Below are 14,599 nucleotides of genomic sequence, written 5' to 3' on the forward strand. Positions count from 1 at the left end.
CTTTCTTTCTACTGCACCGAAAACATAAAGTTCATATCATCCCAAAGCGTCGACGTGGGCTGATCGTCGTTCCAATTGTCATACATATAAAAACCGACGGGGCTAAACTTTCTTCCCGCTTGATAGATGTCCGCCATCTGTTGAATCAGAGTTCCAGTCGCAAATAGGAAGGAACGATTCGTATCTTCTTTGTTTTGAATGACATTCGATCTTAAAAAATTCTTCAGATCGGAAAACAAATCCTTCGTTGTAAAAGCGGGATTCATAAACATTCTATTTTCTAAATAGGAAAAAAAGCCGCCGCTTGTCGCCAGATAGTAACCCGTTCCATAGAGCGGTCTTCCGTAAGGAGCCATCGCGTCCAAAACGGGAGGAAGGCTTTGTGTAAGAATGTTCGTAATCGTGTATGATCTCGTGTTATCCGGATTGTAAAAAAGAGAAGAAGCCAAGTTCAAAAGTTGAGTGATATCCGCGTTGCTCGGAGAAATATCCAAAAGAAGATCCAATAAAAAATCCAAACTCGCGACGATGGACCAGCCGGAACTTCTGGAAAGATAATCTTTGAAAAGATTGACGACGTCGTCGACACCGACCCAAAGCGGATCGAAGATATTGGTTCCGTTGACGGTCGGGTAGTTCGCTACTTTGTCTCTCCATTCCGTAAACTTGGTCTCGATGTTGAACTGAGTGACGGTCGGAGTTTCAGCGTTGAGTTTGATCTCTCCCATCACAAGTTTGAGTCCGTTAAAAACTTTTATCTTTACGTTTACGTTCGCCGGTTGACCCAATTGACCTAAGAATTTAACGAGCCCCGTAAGGAGTTGAGTTTTGCCGATTAGATTCAGAGCCCCGTCTTGAAAACGTCTCGTGTTTTCGGAAAGAATACTGATGATCGTTCTGTATTCTTGAGCTCCTGAATTTGTAAGAGGAAAGTATTCCATCGTGGAAGCGATCGGGTTTCTAAAACCGTCGGCCATTCCCACCGTACGAATCTGAGTAAAACTAGGAGGAGTGGGATTGGTCGGTAAGGTTGCCGTCGTATCCGGTCCAAAGAACACAAGAGGTCTGGAAAGAATCTCAGCGAGATCGGTAAGAATCGTATAAGGATTCTTAAAACCTGCGGTTTGTTGACCCGAGACTTGATCATCTAACGCCTTCGTCAAGGCGACGACCAGAGGAGTTAAAGTGTTTCTCTGAGCCCAGTTTGCGTTTACCTGATTCGGAATCACCTTTCCTACGGTTGTAAAGCCAAGTCTTTCCAAAACAGGAACGTTAAGCGAAATCACTGGGGGCAACATACCATAGATCAAATCGGGACTTGGAACGATCAAAGACCAAAGAGCCGGATAAACGAACGTAACCTGAAAGGCTTGTTGTCCGTCGGCGCCAAACCCCCAACCTTCCAAGAGCATTACGGAATCACCCGGAGTATTGGAAAGATAAGTAAGATCCGAACCCGCCGCGCTATAAGTTTTTACATAATTTCCATTGTCGATCGTCCATCTACCGTTATCCGTCGCGCAGGCGCTCGGCAAACAATTCGGTTTGAGGTTGAGCATTCCCACGAGACCGTTTCCGATACCGGTAATAAAAAGGGCTTCTTCAAATTGAACGGTTGCGGCTAACTTTGCGCGTACGGGAAGAATCGCCACAAACCGTTTTTCATATAACAACCACTGAAGATTTTTGTAAAAGGCTTCCTCGTCGCTATCGACTGAACGCTCCCCGTCGGTCTTTGGAATCTCGGTGATCGTATAATACGTATTCGGAACGTTCGCTCCATTTTGAAAGTTGCCTCTGAGGCCCACGTATTTGGTGTTGTTAGGCGCCGGGAGATTGAGTTGAACCTCGTATTTATGAGTATTCCAAGTGGGCTGAAATAGAGTTTCGGAAAGATTTGCATTGCGGGTAATCGTTCCGTCCGGAGAAAGAAAATTTCCCGATCCGTCTCTGCGGTTCTTATTGTAATAAGGGCCGTAACCACCGTAGGTAACACGTTTGATCCAGTTTAGAGCCCAAGGAAGCGTCTTGTTGTAAACTCGGTCAAAGTTAGCAGCGGCGGGATTTGTGACGGGAGCGGTAATACCACGAGCGTTGTCTTCCAAAAGGGAAAGAACCCGGCTATTGATGTCGAACTGATGAACTACCCCGTCTCGGTAGACTTTTCCGCTGTAGCCGCTTAAATTTGTAATATTCTTAAAATTGAATGAACTCGTGGAACCCATCACCGATTTCAAAGAATGAATCGCGTCACCGACGGTAAGTTCTCCTCCGGTTGTCCCGGAGATCCAATCGTTTTCACAATCCGTATTCGCGGGAGGCGCATCATAGTGACAGTAATTCGGAGTGGATCCCATCTTCCAGGTAAACCCGTAGTTATTTGCGATGGTAAGAACCACAAAAAGAGTTTCGAGAGCCGACATGGAACGGCTTGTTCCGTCATAGGCGCGGTCTTTACCGTCCACGTCGATACGAATGAGTTCCTTGAGAGAACCGTCTACGTTCGAAGGATGTGCCGCAAAATCCAAAAGACTTAAATTCTCCGCTGTCTTTTGTAAAAGATTTACGGGAGTAGCGGTAATCGTACCGGTATCGAGAAGAGTTCGAACGTTTTGAAAACTCTCCATCATAAAAGCTTTAAGTTCCGCGGGATGTAAAGGATCGCTATAATCGGGGTTATACTGTGCTCCACCTGCGGTAAAATACTTATCGAGATTGAATACGAGTTCCTTCATCGCGGTATTCGGAGTTTTAAAATCCGAAAAACCAGCTCTCTTAAACATCATCTCGCCTAAGTCGTAGATGATGGAAATAAAACCGTCTTTGAGGGATCGATCCGCAACCAAAACCGGATCAAAAAAACCGTTGAGAAGACTTTCCACACCGGCTCTTGCGTTTGTATTCGCGATCAAACCCTTGTAGGCGACGTCTTCGATTTCCACAAGAAGATCGTGAGTGCTCTGACTTTTCAGATCGTTGGAAAAATTATGAATCGATTGAGTGACTTGATCCTTGTTCTTAGAAAGATATTCCTGACGAATCGCGTTAGCCGAAATCGGAACCAAATTCCGAACCACCGGTTTCGGATAATAACGAATTTTTTCAAAGAGAGGTTGCACCGCGTCGTATGCGCCCGGGTTTGTGGTTTCCAACTTTTCGATCAAAGAAGCGGAATCGGTACTCAGAGCTTGAATGCTCGGCCGACTGACAAGGAGAGCCGATTGTGTGGCGCGAAGTGTTCCTAAATTGTCGTCTCTGGTAGCCTTTGCAAGGTTATCGCCCAAAGCCTTGTTGAAATCGACCGGTTCCAAACTCACAAAGAAACTTTTAAGAACCGGAAATCCGTTCAAAATCGTAAAAAGAGTGATTCCATCATAGGAATCAATATTATCAAAAAAAATCTTAGAATCGTATTTTGTGGATTGAGGCTTGCATCCCAGGGAAAAGAGAAAGAAGAGTGCAAAAGCCATTAGAATTCTATAAAATAGAATTCTACTTTTAGAAAGTGGCACAGCAAAGCTCGATTTTCGTTTTGTTTCGTTTTTCAAATTCATCCCTAAATCCTCTTCGTCGGTTTCCCTGGAGGTACTCCCCTGTAGCGATCGTTACGGGGTTTTATATATATACTAGATTCTAATTATTTTATAAATATATGCAAATGTTTTTTTATATCAATCGTTCAAATTTTATATCAATCGCTACACTATATGATAAGTTACTCGCATTTTAGATAACGATCGTTATTTTAAGAAGAATTGGAAGGCGGACATAAAAAAGGACCGGCCCTCATTACGAGGCACCAGTCCAATTCTAAAATCAAAATTGGATTCTAAAATTAAGGTCCGGAAGTCGCCGGCGCGTATTTTTTTTTGTAAATCGCGTAACCGATCGCTCCCAAGAGAAGGACCAGCCAGATATACCAGAATTTTACGAGAAGAATCGTGATCGCAGTGAGAACAAAAGCGATCACTCCAAGAACGACCTTGATCAATCCTCCTCCCAGATCTCCTACAAAAGGAATAAAACTTAAGAGAGAAGTAAGCGGTCCCGCCATTAGAGTAAAACTGCTGAACATCGCGAAAAATCCTATAAAACGTCCCACCCATTTCATGGTGTTATCGTCTGATTGAATGTCTTTCATCGTTTCGGAAAAGCCGCCGACGCTCGCGTTCAAGAATTTATTTCCTTCTTCCGATACGAACTTCCCAACTTTGGTTCCTTTGATATCGCCGATAAAAGTCATCTCACCTTCCGGGATCGGAGTTACGGAAACCTTTACCCTTTCGCAACCTTCTTTCTCCTCGTCCGCGCAGGCCTTGGAACTGAAAAGATAACCTTCTCCCAAAACAAATCCGTTCTTATTGATTTCGTCTTCGTTTGCGTCTCTGGAAGAAACCTGAGAAGTGAAATCGACGTCGGAAAGATTTACGGAATACGATTTTCCGTCGACGAGAACCGATCCACCGGAAGCGGAGTCGGATTCATCCTTAACTGACTTTCTATGGAACGCCTTGGAACGACATCCGGAGAGTTTGAAACTGGACGGATTTTCCGGAGAAGAAGTCCATTCGAGAACACAGTTCCGAACTTCTTTTTTATTACTTCCGGATCCTTCCGTTTTCACTTCTTCGTCCCAAGCATAGACTTCGGAGCTTACCGAATAAGAAATATAAGATCCGCTCTTAACAAAGTTTCCGCTAAGAGGACTTGCCTTTAAGGTTCCCGTAATGTAAGAAGGTTGTCCTTCTTTTGCGGATCCTGCGGGCGCCGCGTTCTTGAGAGCCGCGCTTGCTTGTTCACAGGTTTCTACGTTGTAGATGATGATAAACGAAACCGGTAACAACACGACTCCTGTGAGAATACTCTTAAAAGAATTTCCCATCTGTGATAGGAAACCTACACCTTCTGTTGAGGACATTCCGTCCGGGCTTTCAAACGCCATTGAACTTTCTCCTTTCTGAATTACAGCTTGCTCCAATCTGATCCTTATCTAATTCTCAATGACTAGTCGAACGATTTCGACAGATAGAAAGATAGGGATTCTAAGAGGCCTGGAGACTCTCCGGGAAATCAGAAGTTTGTAAATAATTTTTTATCTAATTTCAACTAAGAACTGAGGACATTTTAACCGGAGAAGCGGGAAAAGAAGAAAAGTTTCGTTGTTTTATAAAGATTCTAAACGTTCTGTCGTTGAGGTCGAAAAATCGGGAGTTCATTCCTCTTGTTGTTTTGATAAAAGAAGAGATAGATCTTTCGCCTAAAAGGAATTTGTTCGAATAAACATCTAACGCGGATTAGGCGGAGACGACACTGTCATTCCTATGTAGGTGTATTCGGTAACGGATTGAATAAATTCTTTCATCTCTTTGTCGGTCTTTTTTGGTTTGATTCTTCCTTCGAGAAAAAGCATCGCGATACCGTGAATCATAGACCAAGCCGCCAACGTTTTTTCCCGAGCGTGGCCCTGTCTGATCGCCCCTAAACCTTGTCCCATTCGAATGATCTCGTGCAACTGTCTGTAAGTCCTTCTGGAAACCGCAGAGAGAGCCGGATGTAGATCCACTCCTCCGAACATGATTCTCGCGAATTGTTGATTATTGAGAATAAATTGAATGTATGTCCAACCGAGCGCGCGCATTCTTCCTATAAAATCGTTGTTCGTTTTTTTGAGTTCTTTTTGGTAAGAAGAAAAATATTTCTGAAAACCTTTCTCGGCAACGGCGGCGAGCAGAGCATTCTTATTTTCAAAATGATGATACGAAGCGACATGACTTACTCCGGCATAAGCGGCCACCTTTCGAAGTGATATCTCCTCCAGCGGAGTGGTTTTTAAAAGTTCGGCGCCCGCCGATATCAAGTCCTCTCGAACCGTAATCCCGTCTTTTTTAAAAGGCCTGCCGACTCCGAGGTGTTGGCTGCGCGAACCCTTTTTCTTTGCTGGCATATCCACTATATATTACGGGAATTATTTTTCTGCAAGACTATAATTACCAGTGGTAATTTATTCCTTGCCTTGAATTCCAATTATATTACCACTGGTAATTAATAATAGGATCTACGGAGATCGATCATGGAAAAAGCGTTTCAGTCTGTTAAAATAGGTAATTCTACAATCCCCAATCGATTCATAATGGGGTCCATGCACCTCGGACTCGAAGGTAAGATCGGAACCGCAGAAAGAATGGCCGCGTTTTACGGAAAACGATTCGATGGAGGGGTTGGACTCATCGTCACGGGTGGAATCGGCGTAAACGAAGAAGCCAGAGGTTCCAAACATTTTTTCAATATTCAAAACGAAGAACACGCATCCGAGCTGCAAAAGATGAACTCACTTCTGAAAGGACAAGGGATCATGTGCGCTCAACTTTTTCACGCGGGTCGATACGCGTTTGATAGAAACTGCGTAGCGCCTTCCGCGATCCGCGCCCCCATCAACAGATACATTCCGCGCGCGCTCACGGAAGAAGAATGTTGGAAAACCGTGGAGGACTTCGGACTCGCCGCAAAACTCGCGAAAGAAACAGGCTTCGGAGCGGTGGAAATTATGGGAAGCGAAGGTTATCTCATCAATCAATTCTTCTCTGCCGTTACGAATCAAAGAGACGATCATTTTGGAGGCGACTCCAAAAGACGAATGAACATGGCCGTAGAAGTTCTTCGTTCCGTAATCAAAAATCTTCCGGATGGTTTTCCGGTTATTTTTAGAATGTCGGGAATCGATCTCATTCCCGGAAATCCTACTTTCGAAGAAGTATGTCTTCTCGCACAAACATTACAAAAAGAGAATGTTTCCGCTCTAAATATCGGGATCGGATGGCACGAATCCAGAATTCCCACGATCAGTCAATTGGTTCCGCGAGGAGCGTGGGCGAACATCGCGGGAAAAATCAAAGAACAAACTCCAGGCCTTCCCATCATCGCATCGAACAGAGTCAACGATCCGATCACGGCGCAAAGAATTTTTGAAAACAAGCAAGCCGATATCATTTCGATGGCGAGACCCTTTCTCGCAGACGCCAAGATCGTAAAAAAAATTCAGACTGGAATGTCGAATCGTATCAACACTTGTATCGCGTGTAATCAATCCTGCTTGGATCACGCGTTTATCGACAAATCGGTTTCTTGTCTCGTAAATCCACAAGCGGTCAACGAACTGGAATACGAAATCCATTCTCCGATAAAACCGCAAAAGGTCGTTGTGATCGGGTCGGGCCCCGGTGGACTGGAAGCGGCGAGAGCCAGCGCGTCTCTGGGACATAAGGTAATTCTAATAGAGAAATCGGATCAACTGGGAGGACAGTTCAATCTTGCTTCCAATATTCCCGGTAAATCGGAATTCAAAGAGACGATCCGTTATTTTCAAAACGAACTTCCCGCGCTCGGAGTCGAGATGCGCTTGAACACGGATTGTAATCTCGAATTGTTAAACGAAATCGATCCGGATGCTATCATCTTTGCAACCGGAGTCAAACCAAGAGAATTCGATCTTCCCGGAATCGGCATTCTTCCAACCGGAAACTATACGGATTATCTCACCGGAAAATTTAAACCCGGAAAAAAAGTTGCAGTGATCGGAGGCGGAGGAATCGGCGTGGACGTCGCACACAAACTAACGGAAGATCACGATCCTACGCTTGAGTCCTATTCTAAAAAATACAATATCGATTCTTATACGAACGCTGTCATCCAACCTCATAAATCAAAAAGGGAAGTCGCGATCTTTCGAAGAAACGGAAAACACGGAGCCGGCCTCGGACCTACTACGTTCTGGGCTCTCAAACAGGAACTGGAAGCTTCCGGTGTTGAATTCTTTCAAGGTTTAAACTACAAAGAGATCACGAACGAAGGACTCAAAGTGATTCTAAAAAACGGAGAGGAAGTTTTATATCCCTGCGATTCTTTAATCCTTTGTGTCGGACAAGAAAAAGAAAGCTCCCTTTACGAAACGTATAGGACCTTGTATCCTCAAAAACAAATCTTTCTCATCGGCGGTGCCAAGGACGCAAAAGGAATCGACGCCGAAAGGGCCTTTCTCGACGGATTGAACGCGGCGTTTAGCATCGGAAGAGAAAACAAAGTTTCTCAAACGGCATAAGGATCCTAATAAAAGAATATGATAGCTAACAATTATTTTACGGATGACGAAGATCTAAAATTATTTTTTGAACATCTGATCGATTGGCCTTCGATCGTAAAATCAACCGAAGGCGAAGAATTCTTTGATTATAAACACTATCAAAAGACGGCGGATCCGAGATTTGAAATGGCTCCGTCAAACGTACAAGAAGCGATCGATCTCTACAGATCCAGTTTGGAATCCTTAGGGGAATTTTTTGGAAAAGAAGTTTCTCAAGTTTCTCAGACCATGGATAAAAAACACCTTCGTTACGAAAACGGAAAAGTAATCTTTCCGGACGAAACGATATCCATATACGAAAAGTTTCGAGAAACGGGACTGATGTCCTATTCGATTTCGAGAGAAGCCGGAGGACTCGCGTTACCCGCAACCGTGGGCGCGTTTTTTGTAATGATCATGGCAAGAGGAGACGTTTCTTTTTGTATGACGATCACACTCCTAAATCTCGCTCAGATTGTAGCAAGATTCGGAACCAAAAAACAAATAGAAGAATTCGCCGCCAAAGCCGCATTAGGTGAAACCCTCTTTGCGATGGCTCTTACGGAGCCCGATTTCGGATCCGATCTGAATAACGTAAGAACTACCGCGACAAAAACTGAAAACGGAAGTTATCGGATCAACGGAACAAAACGTTTTATTTCTCAAGGCTGCGGACTCGGTCCTTATCCATCCAGTCTTTTGACTCTTGCAAGAACCGGAAAACAAAACGGAGGCGCTCGAGGGTTGTCCGTATTTCTTGTAAAAAGTTCCGAAGTAAACGTGGCCGGAATCGAAACCAAGATGGGAATTCACGCCTCCCCCACTTGTGAGATCGTCTACGAAAATAGTTCCGCAGAACTCCTCGGAGAAGAAGGACTCGGTCTCACTCGTTACACGGCCGGGATGACAAACTTCATGAGACTCGGAAGCGCAGCGGGTGGTCCCGGCGGAGGCGCGGGAGGATTTTACGAATGCAAAAAGTATGCGGAAGAACGAATCCAATTTGGAAAACCGATCTCGGAAATTCCTGCAGTTTCCGAAATGCTTCACAAGATCCAAAGAGAAGTCAATGCGATGAGACTTCTTACATTTGAAATTGCAAGAGTCGTAGATCTATATCAACACCATCAGGTCCGTTTGGAAAAATCCGACAAAGAAGATCGAGAGATTCGAAAAGATGAAAGAGTCAAGACCTGGGGGAATCTCGCGTCCATTCTTACACCCATTGCAAAATACTATTGTTCTGAAGAAGCTCATAAGTGCGCGAACCTCGCGATCCAAATTCACGGAGGCGCGGGTTATACGGAAGACTATGACGTATCGAGAATGTTTCGTGATTCCAGAATCAATACGATCTACGAAGGGACAAGTCAGATTCACGTAAGAATTGCAACAGGAGCCATCATCGCGGGAATGACAGCCGACGGAAATTTTAGAAAGTATCTGGAGTCGATTCGAAAAGAAGTGATAGAGCCGTCCAAATTTCTAACCGAACAATACAATCTACTTGAAATTGCGATCGCTCACTTTCGTTTGATCGGCAAGGACGACACCAAAGAGAGAGTTGCAGAAAATCTAATGATCATGACCGCTCGTTATCTCTGCAGTTTATTGTATGAAAGGGCTCTCACCAAACTCAGACAAACCGATTCGTTCGATCGTTGGACAAAGGACTGCAGGGCCTATCTGATCGATAGCACCGCGATTTCAAAAGCCTGCGTCTATCGGATCGAAAACGCGGAATAGACAAGAGCACGTTTCCATTCTAAGAACGATAGAAAACCGATATTACTTTCTTTTTTCGAGAGAATTTAGAATCGAAGAATTCATCTTGGACAGAAATCGATATGTCTTCTTTTCCCTTTCTTTATCCTTTTTTTTTCCTATATCTTCCCATTCAATACTGGATGGGAAGCAAGGGTTTCTCCGGTTATTTTCTATTCGGATCCTTATTGTTGGGAACGGTTTTATTCTGGTTTTTTAATAAACGGAAACAAAAATCTTTTAAGACGATTCCTCCCTTCGTCTGGCTTGTGTATTGGTCCTTGATCGTTTTTATAGAAGGAATCTTTTATACAAAGAACGCCCTCGATTCCTTTTTACTCGGGGACTTTGATTATACGGCGCAAGCGAGGATGATGTTCACCTTAGTCAAAGGAAACTTTTTCGAAACACAGTATTACGGTTTGCAGGAGAATGCAAATTTTCTTTCGCATCACATGGCGCCCGCCATTCTACTCTTGTCTCCGTTTCCGATTTTATTCGGATCCGAGCTTGGATTTGGGATCGGAGTTTTTTTCTTAAGCGCTCTCACGCTTCCCCTTCTCTATTTTTATCTAAGAGAATCCTTTATATCGGAAGAACTTTCTCTCAGCGCCGTTTTACTCTGGGCGGGCTCTTCCAGCTTTTATAGATTGGGACATTCTCTACACTTCGAAGTATTGATTCCTTTTCTATTTCTCTTGCTCTTAATCGGAATACAAAAACAAAAACCCTGGCTTTGGATCTTATCCCTCGTTTTGTTTTTAGGAATCAAAGAAGATCTTTCGATATACGCAGCGGGACTTTCGTCCATGCTAATTTTTACGGATACAAAGAGAAAAAAGGAATGGATCGGAGTCTTCCTGCTCTCCCTTATCTATTTTGGAATTTTACATCCGTTTCTAAATTCTTTTGTGGGCGACTCCGCCGGAAGAAATTGGAAAGAGTATTGGGGAAATGCGGAAACAAATCCGTATCAAACGATTCTCAACTACATTCAAAATCCGGAAAGTATTCGCCAATACGCAAAGGGCCTAAGAGATTTAAGTTTAGAATGGGGATTCTGGAATCTGATCGGCGGCTGGCTCCTTCTACCATTCTTAGGACTTTATTCCGTCTTTCGGCTATCGGTTCATCCTTGGGTAAGAGAAATGTACAGCTACTACATCTATCCGTTGATTCCCTTCTTGATTCTATTTTTAAAAAATGGGGCCGAAAGAATCCAGGGTTGGATCGAAAAAAAAGAGAAAATTCCTTTTTTCCCTTTTTCTAGAGAGGAAAAACTTAAGATTTTTCTAATATTCACTTTTTTACTTTCCGTTTATAGAAACGGAAAAGACGGACAATATCCGATCCAGCTCGCTCCTCAAAAAGAAAAAGCCTCGGAATTACGAACGATTCTAAAAGAGATTCCGGAAGGGAGTTTTGTTTCGGCGGGTTTTCATATCTCACCGTTTGTTTCCTTTCGGAATTCAGTCTATCCGATTCGGGACAATCGCGTTTTCAAGGAATGGATCGTCTTTGATCACGGATACAATTCTCCCTATGTATCCTCGGAAAAAATTCGAGAAAGAATTCAAGAGGAAAACAAAATCGGGAGAATCGAGCTCATTTCTAAAACAAAACACTTTAGCATTTATAAGAATCACTCGCAATCTTCGAATTACGAGCCTTTGAAACAGAAGTAGCCTTCCAATTCCTTCTTAACCTTTCCAAACAAAAAAACTAAGAATCAAATCTTGGTCTGCGTTTAAAAAGATCCGTGCAACGGATGAAAATTCTCATTCACAATATTCTTTTAATCTTTCTTTAGAATCCTCGTAACCCATATCGAACGACTTTTGAAAGTCCTTACAGGCCAAAGAAGTCTTTTTTAAAAAAACGTAGGCAAGCCCCCGATTATGAAAGGCCACATCGTCCTTCGGATTCATCTGAATAACTTTTGAATACGTTGCCACTGAGTCCGCATATTTTTTCAAACCGTATTGAGCATAAGCCACTTCAAAAAAACCGTAGGAATCTTTTTTATCCAGAGCGACCGCCTTTAGAGCGTCCTTTAATCCTTGGTTATAATCCTCTTCTCTGTTTTCGCAACGCGCTTTGAATTTATAGAGTTCGCCGTCTTTATTGTATCCCAAGTCGATCGCCTTCTGAAAATCTTCTATCGACTGCATACAATCATCCAACCTTTCGTGACTGTACCCCTTATACAAAAAGGCCGAGGCTTTTTTAGGATCCAATTCGGCCGCCTTTTCAAAATCATTCACAGCGTCCGAATAATTTTCCAAACGGTAGAACGCAAGACCGCGATTGTAATAACCGGAAGCGTCGCCAGGAACTCTTTTTAAATATTTGGAATAATCATCCGCGGCTTTCTGATATTCTCTCTTTCCATACTCGTCGTAAGCGCGATTAAAAATATCGTTCGGTTCTTCTTGGGGTTCGTTCGAAGGAGTTGAAGATTGATTTGTATCGGAACTCGATTTCACACTTTGCAGAAAGGATTCGATTCCTTCGGAGAACTCTTGAAAAAAAGTAGGCCCGTTCGTAGCCGCAGAAGCAGGATCCACCGCGTCGTCGGTCTTTGGAAAAAACAAACTTCCGATTAGAATCGCAATTCCAATGATAAAAGCCAAACCGAAAAAAAACGAATCCAGAGCCTTATTTTCCATCAGGCAATAGAAACGAATTTTTCTAAGAATTCAACTTTTTATTGATAAAAAATTTTGTTAAAACTCTGTCATTTTTTAGATTTTACAAAGAAAGAGAACGAGCCGAAACAAAGTTCGACTCGTTTTATGATTATCCGATTCTCATTCGGATTGAATGGAGAGTGTGGATTGTTTACTCGGATTGTGTTTCACGTCCAAACCGTAGACCAAAGCGGTTGGAGGCGCGTATTGAGGATCGAAAGTATCCAGAGCGATGGCGATACGATTTCCGGCGGGAACGTCATAAGCGACCGCATTGAGATCAACCGTAAGATCCGTCGTCTCAAACGCGGAGACGTAGATGGAAGCGGTTCCGTGAGTGATCAGTTTTCCGACTCCGTTACTTCCCACATCGTAAAAGTAAACATTTACATTCGCTTTTCCTAATGAAGAAGAAACCTGGCCCTTCCAGAAAATTTTACCTCTGATTTTCAGAACCGAAGAAAGAGAATTCGATTCGTAGACGATTCCGTTAATCCTGCTCAGCCAATCCAAAGAAGCAGTTACAGGAACTTCCAGATGAGAAGCCAAAATATCGGAAATCAAAGGGATCCCCGTGGTCGCGATCGTATCCGCGCCGGAAAGGATTCCTGTGTTCAGATTGTTTGTATTCTGAGTGGAAGAAATTTTTCCGTCCGTAAAAAGGGTTCTCGGTTTTAGGTAATAAGTTTTTTCCGAAACGGTAGAAGAAGGCCAGGAAGGAAGAGTCACTCTCGGTCCGTTGAATCTTTTCTGAAAGGTGACCGTCGGCTTCATCATAATTCCGTTGTTGATTCCTTTCAACCAGAAGTCGAACCAATCATAGGCGTTGTCCCAGATCGGATTGGAAAGTCCAAGTACACCGCCGATTTCCGCGGTTGCGTGGATTCCTTCGTTCATATCCAATTTTTTAGGAACGGTCAAAGAAGCAAAGTAGTCGAGCATCTGATTTGGATTGAATAAAAAATCTTCAAAGTTGCTCGAGATATAAACTGGTTTTCCGGATGCGTTCAGTTCGGAAACAAGACTCGCAGGAGAACGTTCCGCGGCCCAGGCGGTGACACCCGCGATATCGTTATGGGAAAGAAGTTTTGTAAAATTATCTGCGATGACTGGATCCATTCTTCCCGTAAAGTAACCGGCGCCGATCAAAATCAAACCCCAGACCAAACGAGGAGTATCGTTTCCATAGAGAGAACGTTTTAGATCCCCCCATCCGCTCATCGCAACTGCGGTTTTAATCCTAGGTTCAAAACTCACTCCTATAAGAGAGATCCCTGCTCCATAAGAAATTCCTGATATACCTATATTAGAAGAATCTACTTGAGTATTTGCCCGAAGCCAATCCAATACCGCAGACAAATCCTGACGATCCTTGATTCCGGCGGTATTGATCAGACCACCCGAGATCCCAAACCCCCGAGTGCTGTAGCTCAAAACGATGTAACCTTTTTTTGCAAGCTTTGCCGCGGGAACGATATATTCGTATTCGTTCAGAGCCCAGCTGTTTACAAAAATCACGGTCGGATATTTTTGACCCGATACGAGATTCTTAGGCTGAAAGAGATTCGCCGCAATCGAAGTTCCGTCGCCGGAACGAATCACGATCGAATCGTTAAAAGTAAAACTTCCGTCGTTCTCCGCTTGAAACGCGGAATCGATCTGCGAAGCTGTAATTCCCTGTTGGAAGGGACTCGCGGAAGCGTTCCCGTTTAAAAACGCTGCGGAATTACCGGGAATCAATGCCGCCAAGGCAGCGAGGTTTTTCTGCGAGGAATTTTCGTTTTCACTCCCGCAGCTCATTAAAAATAAAAACAGAAAGAAGGAAGCTCCTGTTTTTAACACACTTGTTGTTCGAAATCCAATTCTCATTTTTTCTCCTGAAATTTTCAGCGTAGTACGCATATTTCACTTATGGAGATGGAGTTTAACCTTGGTTTTGTTAGAATTCGCTTAAGATTCGGATTTGAGTCGAATAAAAGGTCTTAAATTTAAAATTAGGATGTTGTTTTCAACTTTTTGAAAAAGTAAG

8 protein-coding genes are annotated in these 14,599 nt (G+C 43.4%); 3 read left to right on the forward strand and 5 right to left on the reverse strand.

The features are described from left to right. Positions 1-8: 8 nt before the first annotated feature. From A0128_RS13660 to A0128_RS13670, 3 genes are all read right to left on the reverse strand, one after another. Positions 9-3,554: a hypothetical protein gene (locus A0128_RS13660; protein ID WP_069608026.1), complete on the reverse strand. Its 3,546-nt coding sequence runs from the start codon at positions 3,552-3,554 to the stop codon at positions 9-11. A 281-nt stretch (positions 3,555-3,835) separates the two neighbouring features. Beyond that, positions 3,836-4,942 carry a TMEM43 family protein gene (locus A0128_RS13665; protein WP_069608027.1) on the reverse strand — a complete coding sequence of 369 codons (1,107 nt, stop codon included), beginning with the start codon at positions 4,940-4,942 and terminating at the stop codon, positions 3,836-3,838. 342 nt (positions 4,943-5,284) lie between these two features. Continuing rightward, positions 5,285-5,944, reverse strand: coding sequence for a TetR/AcrR family transcriptional regulator (locus A0128_RS13670; protein ID WP_069608028.1), 660 nt, complete (start codon positions 5,942-5,944; stop codon positions 5,285-5,287). A gap of 126 nt (positions 5,945-6,070) precedes the next feature. Between A0128_RS13670 and A0128_RS13675 the strand changes: the two genes are divergently transcribed. The 3 genes from A0128_RS13675 (at position 6,071) to A0128_RS13685 (ending at position 11,565) form a co-directional block, all read left to right on the forward strand. Beyond that, the gene (locus A0128_RS13675; protein WP_069608029.1) at positions 6,071-8,095 is read left to right on the forward strand and encodes an oxidoreductase; all 2,025 of its coding nucleotides are present in this window, start codon (positions 6,071-6,073) and stop codon (positions 8,093-8,095) included. Between the two features lie 18 nt (positions 8,096-8,113). Continuing rightward, entirely contained in the window at positions 8,114-9,862 is a 1,749-nt protein-coding gene (locus A0128_RS13680) for an acyl-CoA dehydrogenase family protein (RefSeq protein ID WP_069608030.1), read from the forward strand. A gap of 101 nt (positions 9,863-9,963) precedes the next feature. Next, positions 9,964-11,565 (forward strand): DUF2079 domain-containing protein, encoded by a 1,602-nt coding sequence (locus tag A0128_RS13685; RefSeq protein ID WP_069608031.1) that lies wholly within the window; start codon positions 9,964-9,966, stop codon positions 11,563-11,565. A 93-nt stretch (positions 11,566-11,658) separates the two neighbouring features. Here A0128_RS13685 and A0128_RS13690 read toward each other — a convergent pair whose 3' ends face one another. Beyond that, positions 11,659-12,549: a tetratricopeptide repeat protein gene (locus A0128_RS13690; RefSeq protein WP_069608032.1), complete on the reverse strand. Its 891-nt coding sequence runs from the start codon at positions 12,547-12,549 to the stop codon at positions 11,659-11,661. A gap of 141 nt (positions 12,550-12,690) precedes the next feature. Beyond that, positions 12,691-14,439, reverse strand: a complete 1,749-nt coding sequence (locus A0128_RS13695; protein WP_156781842.1) for a CocE/NonD family hydrolase — start codon at positions 14,437-14,439, stop codon at positions 12,691-12,693. Positions 14,440-14,599 lie beyond the last annotated feature (160 nt).

The sequence above is a fragment of the Leptospira tipperaryensis genome (assembly GCF_001729245.1).
Taxonomy (GTDB): domain Bacteria; phylum Spirochaetota; class Leptospiria; order Leptospirales; family Leptospiraceae; genus Leptospira; species Leptospira tipperaryensis.

Excerpts from the sequence above, each read along its gene's own strand:
- A0128_RS13660 (WP_069608026.1), bottom strand. The coding sequence starts at position 3,554 with ATGAATTTGAAAAACGAAACAAAACGAAAATCGAGCTTTGCTGTGCCA.
- A0128_RS13665 (WP_069608027.1), bottom strand. The coding sequence starts at position 4,942 with ATGGCGTTTGAAAGCCCGGACGGAATGTCCTCAACAGAAGGTGTAGGT.
- A0128_RS13670 (WP_069608028.1), bottom strand. The coding sequence starts at position 5,944 with ATGCCAGCAAAGAAAAAGGGTTCGCGCAGCCAACACCTCGGAGTCGGC.
- A0128_RS13675 (WP_069608029.1), top strand. The coding sequence starts at position 6,071 with ATGGAAAAAGCGTTTCAGTCTGTTAAAATAGGTAATTCTACAATCCCC.
- A0128_RS13680 (WP_069608030.1), top strand. The coding sequence starts at position 8,114 with ATGATAGCTAACAATTATTTTACGGATGACGAAGATCTAAAATTATTT.
- A0128_RS13685 (WP_069608031.1), top strand. The coding sequence starts at position 9,964 with ATGTCTTCTTTTCCCTTTCTTTATCCTTTTTTTTTCCTATATCTTCCC.
- A0128_RS13690 (WP_069608032.1), bottom strand. The coding sequence starts at position 12,549 with ATGGAAAATAAGGCTCTGGATTCGTTTTTTTTCGGTTTGGCTTTTATC.
- A0128_RS13695 (WP_156781842.1), bottom strand. The coding sequence starts at position 14,439 with ATGAGAATTGGATTTCGAACAACAAGTGTGTTAAAAACAGGAGCTTCC.